General features: G+C 71.4%; 16 protein-coding genes. 11 read left to right on the forward strand and 5 right to left on the reverse strand.

The features are described from left to right. Positions 1-90: 90 nt before the first annotated feature. From HHX35_RS20220 to HHX35_RS20235, 4 genes are all read left to right on the forward strand, one after another. Positions 91-2,538 (forward strand): M14 family zinc carboxypeptidase, encoded by a 2,448-nt coding sequence (locus HHX35_RS20220; RefSeq protein ID WP_182900306.1) that lies wholly within the window; start codon positions 91-93, stop codon positions 2,536-2,538. Positions 2,539-2,728: 190 nt separating this feature from the next. After that, positions 2,729-3,073, forward strand: a complete 345-nt coding sequence (locus tag HHX35_RS20225; protein ID WP_079315940.1) for an SPW repeat protein — start codon at positions 2,729-2,731, stop codon at positions 3,071-3,073. Between the two features lie 260 nt (positions 3,074-3,333). Continuing rightward, positions 3,334-3,681 carry a bifunctional 3-phenylpropionate/cinnamic acid dioxygenase ferredoxin subunit gene (locus tag HHX35_RS20230; protein WP_079315939.1) on the forward strand — a complete coding sequence of 116 codons (348 nt, stop codon included), beginning with the start codon at positions 3,334-3,336 and terminating at the stop codon, positions 3,679-3,681. Positions 3,682-3,698: 17 nt separating this feature from the next. Continuing rightward, positions 3,699-4,865: an NAD(P)/FAD-dependent oxidoreductase gene (locus tag HHX35_RS20235; RefSeq protein WP_182900307.1), complete on the forward strand. Its 1,167-nt coding sequence runs from the start codon at positions 3,699-3,701 to the stop codon at positions 4,863-4,865. Positions 4,866-4,952: 87 nt separating this feature from the next. On the opposite strand, the gene HHX35_RS20240 is transcribed toward HHX35_RS20235, so the two are convergent. Then, positions 4,953-5,783: an IclR family transcriptional regulator gene (locus tag HHX35_RS20240; protein WP_310739187.1), complete on the reverse strand. Its 831-nt coding sequence runs from the start codon at positions 5,781-5,783 to the stop codon at positions 4,953-4,955. 41 nt (positions 5,784-5,824) lie between these two features. Here HHX35_RS20240 and betA point away from each other — a divergent pair, with 41 nt between their 5' ends. Together betA and HHX35_RS20250 are read left to right on the forward strand one after the other, a co-directional pair. Then, positions 5,825-7,459 carry a choline dehydrogenase gene (gene betA, locus HHX35_RS20245; protein WP_182900309.1) on the forward strand — a complete coding sequence of 545 codons (1,635 nt, stop codon included), beginning with the start codon at positions 5,825-5,827 and terminating at the stop codon, positions 7,457-7,459. 1 nt (position 7,460) lies between these two features. Continuing rightward, a complete protein-coding gene (locus tag HHX35_RS20250) occupies positions 7,461-8,918 on the forward strand; it encodes an aldehyde dehydrogenase family protein (RefSeq protein WP_182900310.1) in 1,458 nt (485 codons plus the stop codon). Between the two features lie 4 nt (positions 8,919-8,922). Here the strand turns inward: HHX35_RS20250 and HHX35_RS20255 are convergent, their stop codons facing one another. Next, complete coding sequence (locus HHX35_RS20255; protein ID WP_220505644.1) at positions 8,923-9,798, reverse strand: alpha/beta fold hydrolase; 876 nt, start codon at positions 9,796-9,798, stop codon at positions 8,923-8,925. Positions 9,799-9,867: 69 nt separating this feature from the next. On the opposite strand from HHX35_RS20255, the gene HHX35_RS20260 reads away from it, so the two are divergent. From HHX35_RS20260 to HHX35_RS20275, 4 genes are all read left to right on the forward strand, one after another. Continuing rightward, on the forward strand, positions 9,868-10,338 hold the full coding sequence (locus HHX35_RS20260; RefSeq protein WP_182900312.1) for a MarR family transcriptional regulator: 471 nt from the start codon (positions 9,868-9,870) through the stop codon (positions 10,336-10,338). Between the two features lie 40 nt (positions 10,339-10,378). Then, positions 10,379-11,089, forward strand: coding sequence for a Mut7-C RNAse domain-containing protein (locus HHX35_RS20265; RefSeq protein ID WP_182900313.1), 711 nt, complete (start codon positions 10,379-10,381; stop codon positions 11,087-11,089). Between the two features lie 40 nt (positions 11,090-11,129). Beyond that, on the forward strand, positions 11,130-12,056 hold the full coding sequence (locus tag HHX35_RS20270; RefSeq protein WP_182900314.1) for a MerR family transcriptional regulator: 927 nt from the start codon (positions 11,130-11,132) through the stop codon (positions 12,054-12,056). Between the two features lie 68 nt (positions 12,057-12,124). After that, positions 12,125-12,772, forward strand: coding sequence for a DUF6461 domain-containing protein (locus HHX35_RS20275; protein ID WP_182900315.1), 648 nt, complete (start codon positions 12,125-12,127; stop codon positions 12,770-12,772). A gap of 30 nt (positions 12,773-12,802) precedes the next feature. On the opposite strand, the gene HHX35_RS20280 is transcribed toward HHX35_RS20275, so the two are convergent. After that, on the reverse strand, positions 12,803-13,486 hold the full coding sequence (locus tag HHX35_RS20280; protein ID WP_310739188.1) for a hypothetical protein: 684 nt from the start codon (positions 13,484-13,486) through the stop codon (positions 12,803-12,805). A 76-nt stretch (positions 13,487-13,562) separates the two neighbouring features. Between HHX35_RS20280 and HHX35_RS20285 the strand changes: the two genes are divergently transcribed. Next, positions 13,563-16,166, forward strand: a complete 2,604-nt coding sequence (locus HHX35_RS20285; protein ID WP_182900316.1) for a LuxR C-terminal-related transcriptional regulator — start codon at positions 13,563-13,565, stop codon at positions 16,164-16,166. On the opposite strand, the gene HHX35_RS20290 is transcribed toward HHX35_RS20285, so the two are convergent. Continuing rightward, positions 16,148-16,318 (reverse strand): hypothetical protein, encoded by a 171-nt coding sequence (locus tag HHX35_RS20290; RefSeq protein WP_396780466.1) that lies wholly within the window; start codon positions 16,316-16,318, stop codon positions 16,148-16,150. The genes HHX35_RS20285 and HHX35_RS20290 overlap by 19 nt on opposite strands. A 165-nt stretch (positions 16,319-16,483) precedes the next feature. After that, positions 16,484-17,092 (reverse strand): hypothetical protein, encoded by a 609-nt coding sequence (locus HHX35_RS20295; RefSeq protein ID WP_182900317.1) that lies wholly within the window; start codon positions 17,090-17,092, stop codon positions 16,484-16,486. Positions 17,093-17,112: the final 20 nt, after the last annotated feature.

Consider the following 17,112-nt stretch of genomic DNA (forward strand, 5'->3'; position numbering starts at 1 on the left):
TTCGGGGTGACAAAGACTTCCCTCGACCTCGCGTGATCCGTTCCGGGCTGACCCCCCTTCCCGGACGGCACGCCAGATGGAGGAAACTCGATGAGGAGCTCTCCCCGCAGGGCGCGGCGCTACGCCGCCGCACTCGCACTCCCCCTGGCGATCACCCTGAACGCCCTCCCTGCGCTCGCCGGTCCCTCTCCCGATCCGGTCCCGCCCGACCGGGCGTCCAGCACCGCACAGAACGGCGTCGCGCTGATGCGCGTCGTCGTCGCCGACCAGTCGGGCGTGGACAAGCTGGTTGCCCTGGGCGTCGACCTGGCCGAGTACAGCAAGCCCGTCGACGGCGGCATCGAGGTGCACGCCGTGCTCAGCCCCGACGAGGCGCGGAGCCTGCGCGACCAGGGCTTCGACGTCCGCGACGCCATCTCCGACCAGAGCGACTACGCCGCGAACCTGGCCGAGCGGCGCCAGGCTCTGGCCTCCGCGTCGGCCGACGCGACCGAGACCGACACGCTCACACCGCTGCGCGCCGAGTGGTTCACCAGCCTCGACAACCAGCGTTTCCTTTCGGTGGAGGTGAAGACGAGCGCGACGGACGCCCAGACCGTGCTCACCGCCACCTGGGACAGCGGCCCCGGCACCGCCCCCGACTCCGGCGGCACGGCGACGATGTCCCGCTTCACCGACGCCGGGCAGTACATGTACCACCGGTTCAACTCGCCGCTGCCGATCACGGAGGCCCCCACCAAGGTCACCATCACCAGCAACCGGGGCGGCTCGATCACCGTGCCGGTGACGAAGTGGCTGGGCGAGCCGCGCAAGGCGCCGAGCAAGCACTACGTGCAGGACTTCGTCGACCACTACATGGACCCCACCGAGGTCACCGGCCGGATCGTGGCGCTGTCCAAGGAGTTCCCGAAGATCTCGGAGATCGTCGACCTCCCGAACAAGACGAACGGCTACCGCCGCCAGGCGCAGGCGCAGTTCGGCGCGGGCTCGGGGAGCGCGCTGGCGAGCACGTTCTACGTGACGTCCAAGGCGTACGGCAGCGAGGGCGGCAACGACGTCGGCGTCGCGCTGGTGAACCCCGGGACCGCCTCGGCCCCGCTTTCGGTCGCCGTCAACGGCAAGGACGTGGTGGTCAACCTGGCCACGGACGCCTCCGGCGTGGTCACCAGCACGGCCTCCCAGGTCGTCGCCGCGCTGAACGGCAGCTCCGCCGCCTCGGCGCTGCTGACCGCGAGCCTCTACCGGACCAGCACGGGCGCCGGTGTGGTGGCGGCGGCCCCGGCGACGAAGCTGACCGACAACCTGAAGGCGCCGGCGAGCGTCTCGCGTCAGCCGTTCCAGATGAAGGCGCTGCGCATCGGCAAGAGCCGGAACGGCTCGAAGACCGGCGTGTTCCTCTACTGCCAGGAGCACGCCCGCGAGTGGGTGACCCCGATCACCTGTGTGGAGACCGCCGAGCGGCTGCTGCGCAACTACGCGCAGGACCCGGACACCAGGAAGCTGGTGGACGATCTCGACATCTTCATCGTGCCGACGATCAACCCCGACGGCGCCCACTACTCGATGTACGACTACAACATGCAGCGCAGGAACATGGTCAACTACTGCGCCGCCGACGCCGCGGACCCGGGGCGGCGCAACTCCTGGGGCGTCGACCTCAACCGCAACTTCTCGGTGGGCAGCGTCCGCGACGGATACAACGGCGGCTCGACCACCTGCACCAGCGACACCTTCGCCGGGCCGGCGGAGCTGTCGGAGCCGGAGACACGCAACGAGGTGTGGCTCACGGAGAAGTTCCCGAACATCAAGTTCGCGATGAACACCCACTCCTACGGCGGCTACTTCATGTGGCCTCCCGGGGCGTACAAGACCGCGGGACGGGAGACGCTGCCGCGGACGGACCTCGGCACGGAGGAGTACTTCTGGAACGCCTCCACCCACATCCTGTCCGCCGTCCAGGGCTGGCGCGGCACGGCCATCTGGCCGGGACGCACCGGCCCGGTGATCGACGTGCTCTACTCGGCGGCCGGCAACAGCGCCGACGAGTTCTGGTACAACAAGGGCATCATCGGCTGGGACTTCGAGGTCGGCGCCGACGTCTACGACCAGGCGACCAAGCAGTATCTCGCGGTCGGCTTCCAGCCTCCGTTCGAGGAGGGCCACGAGGAGGCGATGGAGTTCTCCAACGGCCAGATCGGCATCCTCGAGGTCGCCCGCGCCTACGACAAGGACAAGCAGCGGCCCGATTCGACGCTCGTGGTGACCGACAGGACCGACACCTCGACGACGTTCACCTTCACCGTGGACGAGCCGGCGAACGTCTACTACACCCTCGACGGCAGCCGGCCGACGCTGAGCTCGCCCAAGCTGACCTCTTCGGGCATGCGTGAGGGCGCCGCGAAGATCTCGATCGACAAGACCACCGAGGTGCACTGGTTCGCCATGGACCTCGCGGGCAACGTCGAGAAGAACTACAAGCCGGACGGCAACGGCAGGAACTACAGCAAGGAGACCGTCGCGGTCGGCGGCAACCGCTGACCGTCGCGTTCCACGGTGGCCGCCGGCCGGGGACTTCCCCGGCCGGCGGCCACCGTCGCTCGCCCCGGCGGGATGGTTCAGGACGATGTGACACAGGGTTAGGAAATCCTGACGTAACGGATTGTTGACCGGGCGGTCAATCAGGCACACCGTCGGGTCATAGGTCACCTCTCCCCGTACGGAGGCACGGATGGATCTCACGAGATCGTTGTCCGACATCGTCGCCCTCGTCGCCGGGCTGGTCGCGGTGCTCGCACCGTTCTTCTGGGCCGACGCCCAGGCGGCCACGCAGCCACTGCTCGTTCTCGGCGCCCTGCTCGTCGTCTCCGCCCTGTGGTCCATCCTGGGCGCGGGCGGCGCCAGCTCCTGGGTGACCGCGGCGTTCGGCGCCCTGCTGTTCGTCTCCCCCTGGGCGTTCGGCTTCGACGGCGACTCCGCCTCGGCGTGGACCGCCTGGATCACCGGCGCCGTCACCGTCGTCGTCGGCCTGCTGACCGTCCTGCAGGTGCGCGGCCGCACGACCGTCGCCGCCTGACCCCCCACCCGACCCACATCGCGTGCGGCCCCGCCGCCTGTCGCCCCTCCGGCGACCGGCGGCGGGGCCGTATGTCTTTCCGGCCTTTCCGGTTCTCGCGGTCGGCAGGAGCGGTAAACAGGGGCCTCACCTGCGCCCGGATCAGAGTCGCGCTTATCACCCCGTAGGCGATATGTCGCCCCTTGACTTTGGCGCGATCTCCGCTCAATCTGTTGCGTATAGCGCTTCCTGTTCCACCTTACGAAACTGGAAACCTCCGCATGATTCCTGCGTGCCCCCTCGCCGCCCTGCCCAGGGGTGAGGCCCTCCGAATCGAGACAGATCCCCCGATCGCCGTCTTTCACACCGAGGACGGCGAACTGTACGCGGTGGACGACACCTGCACGCACCAGGACGCCTCGCTCGCGGACGGGTGGCTGGAAGGATGCGAGGTGGAGTGCCCCCTGCACGCGTCGCGCTTCGACCTGCGCACGGGCCGGGTGGACGCTCCTCCCGCGAAGCTGCCGGTGCGCACCCACCAGGTGGTGGTCCGGGACGAGACCGTCTACGTCGTGCCGTCGGACCTGCCGCCGAACCTCCCGCCCGGCGTCCGCACCGGTTCGGCCTGAGACGTCGTGAGGGTGCCGTGAAATCCGTCGCCATCGTCGGCGCGTCGCTCGCCGGGCTGTCGGCGGCCCGCGCGCTGCGCGCCCAGGGCTTCGGCGGGCGCCTGACGATCGTCGGGGCCGAAGCGCACCGCCCCTACGACCGGCCCCCGCTGTCCAAGGAGTTCCTCGCCGGCCGGATGACGACGGTGGACCTCGCCCTGGAGGGCGACGGCGAGGACCTCGACGCCGAGTGGCGCCTGGGCGTCGCCGCGACCGGGCTGGAACAGGGCCGGTCGCTGCGGATCGCGCTCGCCGACGGCTCAACGGTCGAGGCCGACGGCGTGGTGATCGCCACCGGCGCGGTCGCCCGCACCCTCCGGAGCGATCTGTCCGGCGTGCACACGCTGCGTACGATCGAGGACGCGGCGGCCCTGCGGGCCGATCTCGACGCCGCACGGCGGCTCGTGGTGATCGGGGCGGGCTTCATCGGCGCCGAGGTCGCCTGCGTCGCCCGCACGCTCGGGCTCGACGTGACGATCGTCGAGGCGGCGCCCGCGCCGTTCGCCCGCGCGCTCGGGCCCGAGATGGGCACCGCGCTCGCCGGGCTGCACGAGGCGCACGGGGTGCGCCTGATCTGCGGCGCCGCCGTACGGACCCTGACGGGCGAGGGCCGCGTCGACGGCGTGCTGCTGGAGGACGGGCGCCGCCTGGACGCCGACGTGGTGCTCGTCGGCATCGGCGCGCGGCCGGCGGTGGACTGGCTCGACGGCAGCGGGGTGAAGGTCGGCGACGGCGTCGTCTGCGACACCGGCGGCGCGACGAGCGTGCCGGGAGTCGTCGCGGTCGGCGACTGCGCCGCCTGGTTCGACCCTGCTCTCGGCACCCACCTGCGCGTGGAGCACTGGACCGGCGCGGCGCGGCGTCCCGCGACGGCCGCGCAGACGTTGCTGTCCGGCGGCTCCGCCGTTCCGGACGCCCTCGCGCCGCCCTACCTGTGGTCCGACCAGTACGGCATGCGCGTGCAGTTCGCCGGGCACACGCTGCCGGGAGACGAGGTGAGCGTCGAGGAGGGCGACCTCGGGTCCCACCGCTTCCTGGCCGTCTACCGGCGGGAGGGCCGCACGGTCGCGGTGCTCGGCGTCGACCAGCCGCGCTCGTTCACCCGGTGGCGGCGCCGCGTGAACGAGCCCGCCGGGGCGCGATGAGCGCCGTCGCGTCCCGCCGGGGACGTCCCTCCGGCGCCGTGTCTTCTGGTGTCGGGTCCCCCGATACCGGGCGTGCGGTGACCCCGGTCACCCGGCGTGGCCGAGACGGTGGCTGATGTCGGCGGCGCCCGCGACGAGCACGGGCGCGAGCTCGCGCATGCGCTCCTCGCTGAACCGGTAGGCCGGGCCGGAGGCGCTGACGGCCGCCACCACCTCACCCTCGTGGGAGTGGATGGGCGCGGCGATGGCGTTCAGCCCGATCTCGTACTCCTCCACGGTGACCGCGTAGCCCCGCCGCAGCGCCTCGTCGAGCTGCCGCCGCAGTTCGGCGGCGTCGGTCACCGTGGCCGGCGTGAAGCGCTCCAGCCCGGCGGCGGCGATGAGCCGTTCGCGGCGCCGCTCGTCGAGGTGGGCGAGCAGGACCTTGCCGCTCGACGTGGCGTGCAGGGGGGTGGGCTGGCCGACCCAGTTGTGCGCGGTCACGGCCGCCTGGCCGCGCACCTGGTCGAGGTTGATGGCGTAGTGGGACCGCGCGACGGCGATGTTGACGGTCTCGCCGATCTCCTCGGCGAGCCGCCGGCACACCGGGCGGCTCTGCTGGACGAGGTCGAGGCGCGCGGCCACCCCGGCGGCGAGCCGGACGATGCCGAAGCCGAGGCGATACTTGCCGCGGTCCTCGGCCTGCTCCGCCAGGCCGCGGGCCTCGAGGGCGCCGAGGAGCCGGAACGCGGTGGACTTGTGGACGCCGATCTCCGCGGCGACCTCGCTCACGCCGGCCTCGCCGCGCTGGGAGAGGATCTCCAGGATCGTCACGGCCCGGTCCACCGACTGGACGCCGCCGCTCCCCTCGGACCGCACGACGGCCTCGTCGGCCCCCACGAGATCGGGGTCCGACGCGTGACGTTGCGAATGCTGCACTCTATTGCGCATATCAATATCATCCTGCCCGGGAGGCGGACATGTATGACTTTGTCATCGTCGGTGGTGGATCAGCGGGGAGCGCTCTCGCGAACCGGCTGTCGGCCGACCCCTCGAACCGCGTGCTCGTGCTGGAGGCGGGCCGTCCCGACTACCTGTGGGACGTGTTCATCCACATGCCGGCCGCGCTGATGTTCCCCATCGGCAGCCGGTTCTACGACTGGAAGTACGAGTCCGAGCCCGAGCCGCACATGAACGGCCGGCGCATCTACCACGCCCGGGGGAAGGTGCTCGGCGGGTCGAGCAGCATCAACGGCATGATCTTCCAGCGCGGCAACCCCATGGACTACGAGCGCTGGGGCGCCGATCCGGGCATGGAGACCTGGGACTTCGCGCACTGCCTGCCGTACTTCAAGCGCATGGAGAACTGCCTGGCCGCCGACGCGTCGGATCCGCTGCGCGGGCACGAAGGGCCGCTGGTGCTGGAGCGCGGCCCGGCCAGGAATCCGCTGTTCAAGGCCTTCTTCGAAGCCGTGCAGCAGGCGGGCTACCCGCTGACCGACGACGTGAACGGCTACCGCCAGGAGGGCTTCGCGCCGTTCGACCGCAACGTACGCCGCGGGCGCCGCCTGTCGGCCGCCCGGGCCTACCTCCACCCGGTGATGAACCGCCCGAACCTCACGGTCAAGACCGGGGCGTTCGTCACGAAGATCCTGTTCGAGGGCAAGCGCGCGGTCGGCGTCGAGTTCGACGGCAAGCGGGTGCGGGCCGGGGAGGTCATCCTCTGCGGTGGCGCGATCAACTCCCCGCAGCTCCTGCAGCTCTCCGGCGTGGGCGACGCCGACCATCTGAAGGCGCACGGCGTCGACGTGGTCCACGACCTGCCCGGTGTCGGCGAGAACCTCCAGGACCACCTGGAGGTCTACATCCAGTACGCCTGCAAGCAGCCGGTCTCGATGCAGCCCGCGATGAAGTGGCGCAACCGGCCGATGGTCGGCGCCCAGTGGCTGTTCCTGCGCAAGGGCCCCGGCGCGACCAACCACTTCGAGGCCGGCGGCTTCGTGCGCGGCAACGAGGACGTCGACTACCCCAACCTGATGTTCCACTTCCTGCCGGTCGCCGTGCGCTACGACGGCAGCGCGCCGGCCGGCGGGCACGGCTACCAGGTGCACATCGGGCCGATGTACTCCGACGCCCGCGGCTCTGTGAAGATCAAGAGCGCCGACCCCCGCGTGAAGCCCGCGCTGCGGTTCAACTACCTGTCCACCGACCAGGACCGCCGCGAGTGGGTCGAGGCCGTACGGGTGGCTCGCGACATCCTCAACCAGCCCGCCATGGACGGGTTCAACGGCGGCGAGCTGTCCCCCGGCCTGGAGGTCGAGACCGACGAGCAGATCCTCGACTGGGTGGCGAAGGACGGCGAGACCGCCCTGCACCCCTCCTGCACGGCGAAGATGGGCGTGGACGAGATGTCCGTGGTCGACCCGCTGACCATGGGGGTGCACGGCCTGGAGGGCCTGCGCGTCGTGGACGCCTCGGTCATGCCGTACGTCACGAACGGCAACATCTACGCGCCGGTGATGATGGTCGCGGAGAAGGCGGCCGACCTGATCCTCGGTAACACTCCCCTGGCCCCAGAGCCGGCGGAGTTCTACCGGCACAGGAAGGACGCCTGACATGAAGGACCTGTACATCGGCGGGCAGTGGCGCGACGCGGCCGAGGGCGGCCGGCGCGAGATCCGCTGCCCGGCCGACGGACAGCATGTGGCCACCGTCGCGGAAGCCGGCCGCGCCGACACGGAGGCCGCGATCGCGGCGGCCCGGCGGGCGTTCGACGAGGGCCCGTGGCCGCGCACGCCGGAGCGGGAGCGCGGGGCGTTGCTGCTGCGGGTGGCCGGTCTGCTGGAGCGCGACAAGGCCGAGATCGCGCGGGCGGAGTCGCTGGACACCGGCAAACGCCTGGTGGAAAGCGAGTACGACGTCGACGACGTGATCGCGAGTTTCCGCTACTTCGGCGGGATCGCGGGCACCGACGCCGGGAGGGTGGTCGACACCGGCCGCGCCGATGCGATCAGCCGGGTGGTGTACGAGCCGGTCGGGGTCTGCGGTCTGATCACGCCGTGGAACTACCCGCTGCTGCAAACCTCCTGGAAGGTGGCGCCCGCGCTGGTGGCGGGCAACACCTTCGTGCTCAAGCCGAGCGAGCTGACCCCGTCCACGGCGATCCTGCTGATGCGGCTGCTGGAGGAGGCGGGGCTGCCGCCGGGGGTGGGCAACCTGGTGCTCGGGGCCGGCGCGGAGGCAGGGGCGCCGCTGGCCGAGCACCCGGACGTGGACCTGGTCTCGTTCACCGGCGGGCTGGCGACCGGGCGGCGGATCATGGCCTCGGCCGCGCAGACGGTCAAGCGGGTCGCCCTGGAGCTGGGCGGCAAGAACCCCAACATCGTGTTCGCCGACGCGGACTTCGACACCGCGGTCGACTTCGCCGTGACCGCCGTCTTCCTGCACTCGGGGCAGGTCTGCTCGGCCGGCGCCCGGCTGCTGGTGGAGGACTCCATCCACGAGAAGTTCGTGGACGCGGTGGTGCGCCGCGCCGAGCGGATCAGGCTCGGCGGGCCGTTCGACCCCGAGGCGGAGACCGGCCCGCTGATCTCGGCCGGGCATCTGGCCAAGGTCGAGGCGTACGTCGAGGCGGGGATCGCCGAGGGCGCGACACTGCGCTGCGGCGGGCGGCGCCTGGAGGGGCAGGGGTACTTCTTCCCGCCGACGGTGCTGGACGGGTGCCACCGCGACATGCGGGTGGTCCGGGAGGAGTCGTTCGGGCCGGTGCTGACGGTGGAGCGGTTCTCGGGTGAGGACGAGGCCGTCGCCCTGGGCAACGACACCGACTACGGGCTGGCCGGGGCCGTGTGGACGACGGACGCGGGCAAGGCGCAGCGCGTGGCCGGGCGGCTGCGGCACGGCACGGTGTGGATCAACGACTACCACCCGTATGTGCCACAGGCGGAGTGGGGCGGGTTCAAGCAGTCCGGCGTCGGCCGGGAGCTCGGCCCGACCGGCCTGAACGAATACCGCGAGATCAAGCACATCTGGCAGAACACCGATCCCCGCCCCCAGCACTGGTTTCGCCCCTGACAAGTCAACCGTCTCGCCCGTGCGCGGCGAGGAACTCCTCGATGCGCGCGTCCATCTCGGGCGGCGCAGCGAGGGGAAGGGTGTGATGGGTGGCTCCGGGCAGCACGGCCGTCTCCACGCGGGGCAGGAGCGCCGCGGCGGAGGCGGCCACCCGGCCGATGTCGTGTGCCCGGCTGTGCTCGGCCAGGAGAAGCAGCACCGGGAGCCGCAGCGCCCGCAGCGCCTCCGGGGCGGGACCCGGACCGGTCAGGGGCCGGGCGGTGGGGAAGGCGGCGGCGCGGTCGTAGAGGCGGAGCCACGTCTCGTCCAGCGCCGCGCGCCGGGTCTCCCATTCGAGGAACGCGCGGCGCCGCCCCACGGTCGGGCGGAGCAGCATCGGAAGGGCCCGCAGCAGGTAGCGGCGGGAGAAGCCGCTGAAGCAGTTCGTCGGGTCGATCAGGACCAGCGCCCTCACCCTGCCGGAAGCGTGCGCCGCGTAGTGCAGGGCGCTCCACGCGCCGTAGGAATGGCCGCACAGGGACACCGTCGAGGTGCCCGCTCCGTCGAGCACGGCGTCGAGCACGGCGTCGAGCCAGGCCATCTGGTCGCCCAGCGTCCGGATCGCCCGCTCGCCGGCGACGCTGCGTCCCGCCTCGCCGACGGTGTCGACCGCGTGCACCCGGTAGGCCGTGCCCAGCGCCCTCGCCGTATCGGACCAGACGGTCGAGGTGGTCCCGCCGCCGTGGAGGAGGACCACCGGCGGCGCGTCCGCGGGGCCGACGGAGTTGACGTGGGTCGTGCCGTAGGGCGTGCGGATCTCGGCCGACTCGGTGGAGGCGGGCCAGCGCGCCGCCAGGACGGCGTCGTAGGCCGTGAGAAACGCGTCGTCGATGGTCGTCAAGACGCCTCCATAATGTCTCGCTGAGCGATAATCTCGTTGAGCGAGATAATAGGCCGAGGAGGGGCTGCCATGGCGCCAGGGGTGGCACGTGAGCGCGAGGGCCCGGAGATGGAGATCTTCCATCTGCTGCGGGCGGTCGCGGTGGAGTACGGCCTGCGGCAGGCGGAGTTCGCGGCCGAGCACGGCATGCACGTCACCGACGTGCGGGCGCTCATCTGCCTGCTGGACGCGGAGCGGGCCGGAATCGACGCCACCGCCGGTTTCCTCGGCGCCGGGCTGGGCCTGAACTCGGCGGGCACCACGGGGGTCGTCGACCGGCTCGAACGGCTCGGCCTGGTCAGCCGGGTCCGCGACGTCAAGGACCGGCGCCGGGTGCTGCTGAGAGTCAAGGACCGCGCCAAGGAACTGGGCTGGAGCTACTTCGGCCCGCTCATCGACAGGACGGTCGGGGTGCTGTCCGGGTTCGACGAGCGGCACATGGCCGCGGTGCGGCTCTTCCTCCAGACGGCACTGGACGCGTTGACCACGGAGGACCCATGACCGGCGGCCATACGTCTGGGCCGGGAGGCATGCTGGGGGCATGGACGTGCCCGTACGGTTCGCACCCGAGCTGTGGATCTTCCTCGCACCGCGCAACCGGCGGCCCGAGGTGCTCCTGCCGTACGACGGGACGTCCTCGCTCGGCCACCTGATCGAGTCGGCGGGCGTTCCGCTGACCGAGATCGGCGAGCCGCTCGCCGGAGGCCGCCCGGTCACTCGGTCGCACCGGCCGGGTCCGGACGAGGTGGTGGAGGTGCCGGCCGTGCCCAGGCCGCAGGCCGTGCCGGGCTGCCGGTTCGTCCTCGACGTCCACCTGGGAACGCTGGCGCGGCGGCTGCGACTGGTCGGCCTGGACACCGCCTACCGCAACGACATGGACGACGACGCCCTGATCGAGCAGGCCAACGCCGAGGACCGGGTGCTGCTCACGCAGGACCGGGGCATCCTGCGGCGCCGGTCGCTGCGACTCGGCGCGTACGTGCGCGGCGCCCGGCCGGACGACCAGTTCCTCGACGTGCTCGGCCGCTTCCGGCCGCCGCTGGCTCCGTGGACCCGCTGCACGGCCTGCAACGGGCGGCTGGCGCCGGTCGGCAAGGAGGAGGTGGAGGACGCGCTGGAGCCCGGGACCCGGCGCAGCTACGACGAGTTCGCCCGCTGCCTCGCCTGCGGCCGGATTTACTGGCGCGGCGCCCATGGCGGGAACCTGGCCGCCGTCGTCGACCGCGCCCTCCACGCCGTCCGTCTCGGGTAGCGGTTGCGTCTCCAGTAGGGGGAGACGCCAGGGTGGGGGCATGGACGGCGACACGCTCTACTCGATCGGTGAGCTGGCCCGGCGGACCGGACTGACGGTCAAGGCCATCCGGTTCTACTCCGACTGCGGGATCGTGCCGCCCACCGGCCGCAGCCCGGCCGGCCACCGCCTCTACGACATCGACGCCGCCGCCCGGCTGGAGCTTGTACGCACGCTGCGCGACCTGGGGATCGACCTCCCAACGATCCGCAAAGTCCTGGACCGGGACACCACGCTCGCTCAGGTCGCGGCGGCGCACGCCGAAGCGCTGGCGACGCAGATCCAGGTGCTGCGCCTGCGGCGCGCGGTGGCGACGGCGGTGGCACGGCGCGGCTCCACCCCCGAGGAGATGGATCTCATGCACAGACTTGCCAGGCTTTCCGAGGACGAGCGCCGGCGCCTGGTCGACGGCTTCCTCGACGCCGCCTTCGGCGGCCTGGACGCCGACCTGACGGGAATCAGGCGCACGATGACCCCCGAGTTGCCCGACGACCCCGAGGACGAGCAGGTCGAGGCGTGGATCGAGCTGGCCGAGCTGGCCGCCGACCCGGAGTTCGGCCTGCTCATGCGGCGCGTCGCCGAGCAGCACCTGGCCGACCACGCCCGGGGAGACGTCCCGCGCCCGGGCGCGGTGGCGATGGTCCGCGACCACGTCGCCCCCGCACTCGCCGCGGGCGTCGACAGCGCCTCACCTCGGGCCGACACGATCGTCGCCGCCGTAACCTCACGGTATGCCGGCCTCGTCGGCCACCCGGACGACGCCACCCTTCGGCGCCGGCTGCTCACCCTGCTGGAGACCGCGAACGACCCGCGCAGGGAGTCGTACCTCCGGCTGCTCGCGGTGGTCAACGGCTGGCCGCCCCCGGACCCGCTGACCCCGGCCCTCACTTGGTTCATCGAGGCGCTGAGAGCCCGTTCCGGCCGGTGAAGGAACATCTGTCGGCGCCTTCTGGCACGATCACGCCGACGGATCCGCCCCCTGCTCCGGAGTGTCCCTTGAACGACGACCGCCCTGCCCCCGCCGAAATCTTCTCCCACTACCTGAAGCTGCTGCGGGATGAACCGTGGCTGGAGGTGGCCATGTGCTGGACGGTCGTCGTTCCGCACGACCATCGGCCGTTCCCCGTCGCCGACGCCGGAGCACGGGTGAGCGGCGGAACCCGGCACGAGGTGCACGAGGCCGCGCCGTTGGAAGCGCTTCCTTACGACGACGGAGTCCATCCGATGCTGGTGGAACCGGTCGGATCGGCCGTGATGCTTTTCGAGAACAACGGATTCCTGGGCAGCCTGCCCGAGGTGCTGCGGCGGCTCAGCCGCGACGGCCGGGTGTGCGGCATCTACTGGAACGTCGAAGGTAACAACAGGCTGAGCTACGCGGCCGACGGACGGGTCCTCGTAAACCTCGACGCGATGTTCTGGGATGAGTGGGCGGGCGACGACTTCGCGGTGCTCGAACCCGAGTTGCGTGCCATGACCGGACTGCTCGCCGGCGACGAGGACGACTGGCAGGCCGCCGCGATGACCGTGGTGGAGCTGGTGACCGGTGTGCGGCTGACCGGCGAGTGGCTCACCGAAGCCCATCCGTACGTCACCTTCCGCTGGCCCGTGGCCCCGGAACCTCTCGTCCGAGGACGCTCCGCATAGGCGGCGCGCATCCCCAGGGGGCTCCGTCGGTTATGCCTCGTCTTCGACGTCGATCGGACGGCCGAACGTGACCGCGTCGCGGACGACAGCGGGCACGGTGGAGCGAAGAGGAGCGTCGGGGCGCAGGCCGAGCGCGTCGTTGACCGTCGAGAAGGCCAGACGGAGTGCCACGAACGCAGTGATCGTGAAGATCTGCGAATCGTCGAATCCGGCGTCGCGCAGCTCCTGCACATCCGCCTCGGTGGTGCCGTTGGGGTCGCGCGCCACCTTTCGGGCCCACGCGGCCATGGCCTGCTCACTGTCGTCCAGGCCGTCGTCGACGCCCATGAGCACCCCTGCGGCGGTCTCCGCGCCTGCCGCCTGCGCCAGCCTGTTTCCCCACATGAGCGAGCAGTAGGAATCGCCGAACGCCGACGCGCACGCGGCGACGAGGACGAAGCGCTGACGCGGGCTGAGGCGATCCCCGGTGTTCACCTGCCGCAGCAGGGCGAACAGCCCGGTCACCGTCGCCGGCTGATAGGCCCACAGGCGTGAGACGCTCATCACGTAACCCACCTCGGCGACGTCCTCGTCGAAGATCTGCTGGGCCTCGGCGGTGACGTCGGGGACGCCGAGAAAACCGATTCTGTCCATGGTCTCTTTTTCACGGGTCGCGGGCTCGCTTGCAATGCAAGCGTCGCCGTTCTCCGGCCCCGGCTCATCCGTGCGATGCACGGATCCTCGTACGGACGCGGTCTCCGTATCGCAGGTGTCCGTGTCGCGGCTGTCCGTGCCGAAGGACAATGCGTACATGAGGCACCACGAGGGCGGCCCGCGCCTGCCCGATCGGCTGGCTCGCGCAGGGGTCACCGGACGCGAGGCCGAGATTCTCTGGGCGGTCGCAGAACGACTGCGTAACCGCGAGATCGCCGAGCGGCTGCACGTCTCGGTGCGCACCGTGGAGAGCCACATCGCCGCCTTGCTGCGCAAGCTCGGCGCCGCGGATCGGGCGGCGCTGGCCGAGACGGGCGCGCGACTGCGACGTGCCGCACGGGCCGGCGCCGTTCTGCCCGCGCCCCTGACCAGCCTCGTCGGCCGGGCGGCCGAGACGAGCGAACTCGTCGCACTGCTCGGCACCCATCGCCTCGTCACGCTCATCGGTCCGGGGGGTGTGGGCAAGACGCGGCTCGCGCTGCACGTAGCCGAATCCGCATGGGCCACCGCCCTCGCCGACCGGTTCCCCGGGGGCATTCGGCTGGCCGACCTCGCTCCGGTGGAGCCGGAATCCGTCGGCGACACCTTCGCGCGGGCGCTGGGCGTCGTGCCGGAGCCGGGATGGCCGCTACGCGACATCCTGCGGGAGGTCGCCGCGGGTTCGGGCTGCCTGCTGCTCGCTGACAACTGCGAGCACGTCGTCGCGGAGGCCGCAGAGATCGTCGCCGACCTGCTCGGCGCCGGCGGCGCGCTGCAGGTGCTCGCCACCAGCCGCGAACCGCTCGGCATCCCCGGCGAGGTCGCCTACCAGGTGCGGGCGCTGCCCCTGCCCGCCGCGGACGCCTCCGAGCGAGCCGAGAGCATCGCGCCCTACGACGCCGTACGCCTGTTCGTCGACCGGGCGACGGCCGCATCACCCGGCTTCGCCCTCACCGACACCGTCGCACCTGCGGTCGCGGCGCTGTGCCGGCGCCTCGACGGGCTGCCGCTGGCCATCGAACTGGCCGCGTCGCGGCTGCGCACCTTCGGGCCGGTCGAACTCGTGGAGCACCTGGACCAGCGTTTCGAGCTGCTGTCCGCCGGAGCCCGTACGGCCCCGCCGCGGCACCGCGCCCTGCGCAGCACCATCGACTGGAGCTACCAGTTGCTGGACCACGGCGAGCGAGCCTTGTTCGATCGGCTCGGCGTGTTTCCCGCCGACTTCGACCTGGCGGCCATCGTGTCGGCGTGCGAGGGCGAGGATCTCGGTGGCGAAGCCGTGATCACGCTGCTGCCCAGGCTGGTGGACAAATCGCTCGTCTGCACCGTGGGGCGCGGCACCCGGCGCTATCGGCTGCTCGAGACGATCCGGGCGTACGCCGCCCAGCGGCTGGCCGGCTCGGGTGGTGAGCAGGCCGCCAGGCGCCGTCACGCCGCCCACTACCTCGTCTTCGCGGAACAGGCGGCCGAGCGATTACGCACCTCGGACCAGCGCGCATGGCTCGACCGCATGACCATGGAGCAGCCGAATCTGCACGCCGCGCTGGCGCACGACATCGGCATCGGCGACGTCGAGTCCGTGTGGCGGATGATCGCCGCGCTGCAGCGGTTCTGGGATGTCACCGGCCGTCGTCGCGACGCCCACAAGTGGGTCCGGCAGGCGCTGGCCGTCGCCGACCCGCCCGCCACGCCCGCCGTCGTCGCCGGACTCACCGAGGCCTGCCTGATCCTGGACTCCCGGGACGCTCGCGCCGCGTTCGACCTGGCGCGCAAGGCGGCGAGCCTGGCAGCCGGCCTCGACGATGTCACCCGCGCCAGGGCGGCACGCGCGGTCGGGATGAGCGCGACCTGGATCCGGCCGGAACTGGTCGCCCCGGCGTTGCAGGAGGCACTCGCCGGGTTCGGCGACGAGCATCCGTGGGACGGCGCGCTGACGATGCAGGGCATCGCGATCACCACCGCCGACCTGAGCCGGGCGCTTCAATGGGGACGAGACAGCGCGGCGTTCTTCCGCAGGGCCGGCGACCAGATCTGCGCGGCCAACACGTTGTACCTCATGGCGCAACGGTCGCTGTTCGCCGGCATCGCCGGCGACGAGGTGCACGGATGGCTGACCGAGAGCCGCGCACTGGCCGAGGCCGCCGGCAGCGAGGCGGACATGGCGCACGCGACGGTCGGCTTCGGGCAGCTGGCGTGGCTGCGCGGCGACCACGACCGGGCCGCCGAGCTCATGAGCGAGTGCCTGCCCACCCTGCGCCGGCTCGGCGACCGCCGCTGCACGGGCCGCGCGCTCCACATGCTCGGTCAGCGGGCCTACGAGAATCAGGAGCCGGCCCGGGCCGAAGAGCTGCTGCGCGCCAGTGTCGAGGCCATCGCGCTCGCCGGCCAGTCGTTCGTGCTCGTGTCGGCACTCGAAGCCCTGGCGGCCGTGTACGCGGCGCAGCAGCGCCCCCGCAGCGCAGCCGTGCTTCTCGGCACGGCGCACAGCGTGCGCGAGGCGGCCGGCGCGCACATGCGCCCCCCGCAGCCACCCGACCAGGAGTTGCGCCACACCCTCGTACGGATCCTGGGCACCGGGTCCTTCGTCAGCGCCCACGCTCAAGGGGAGCGCCTGTCGCCGGCCGAGACGCTGCGGCTCGTGCCTTTCGACGAACCCGGCTCTTCCCGGACCCCGCTCAGTGAGGGATCCGGGAAGCCACGGGGTCAGGAGGCGACGGAGTAGGCGGCGAGCTCCTTCTCGAACCAGTCGATCGTGCGGCGCAGGCCGGTGACGGGATCGACGCGCGGACGCCAGCCGAGCCGCTCCTCGGCGAGCGAGGTGTCGGGACGGCGGACGGCGGGATCGTCCACCGGCCGCTCGACGAACCGGATCATGACCCACTACACGGTGCTGCTGACTCTGTCTCACGACGACGCCTGGCGAACGCGCGCCCTCCGCGTCGACGTCCGACTCCGCGCTCCCGGTCCCCTCGGGTCGCGGGCCCGGGAGGCCGCGGCGTCAGGAACGCCACCCTGCCCTCGTGACACTCGGGACCGTCATCATCTCCCCCATGAGCTGTCGGGTATGCGGTAGAAGGTGCGGGTCGCCGTCCACCAGTCCCGGTCGGCGAAGCGTCCTGTGATACGGCCCATCATGCAGAACATGAGGTGGATATCCCGCTCGTGGTCTCGTTTCGTGCCGAGTTCCAGTCCTGCCGCGTAGGGAAGATAGTCCGAAATGTCCATCTCTCCACCCGCTTCGTCCGGCGGGGTGACGTCGCCGAGCTGTTCTCCGTCGTAGTTGAGGTACAGCGGCTCAAGCCCTTCGCCCACTTCTCCCGCGAAGTACATCTCGAAAACCCGCCGCTTGCCCAGATTGCGAATCACGGGATGGAAAGAGTACATGCCGAAGGCGAACATATGTGTCCAGCCGGGCGCGTGCGGGCCCATCCAGACAGCCTTGTCCGGCGAGCCCGCATAAGTCGTGAACACGGTCTGCAGGTCGCACTCCAGGCGTGAGCCGGGATCCACCCCGAGCAGTCGCGCCAGCTCCTCCTGATCATCGCTCTCCACCCAAAGGGAATGAAATTCGAACTCGAGCCAGTGCCCGTACTCCGCCAACAGGCCCCACTGGTCCTGAGCGGGAAGCGCCTGCTCCCTGTTCATCATGCTCAGCGCCCTTTCATCGG

Origin of the sequence: Microbispora sp. H10830, assembly GCF_014161375.1 — a bacterium.
In the GTDB taxonomy this organism is placed as follows: domain Bacteria; phylum Actinomycetota; class Actinomycetes; order Streptosporangiales; family Streptosporangiaceae; genus Microbispora; species Microbispora catharanthi.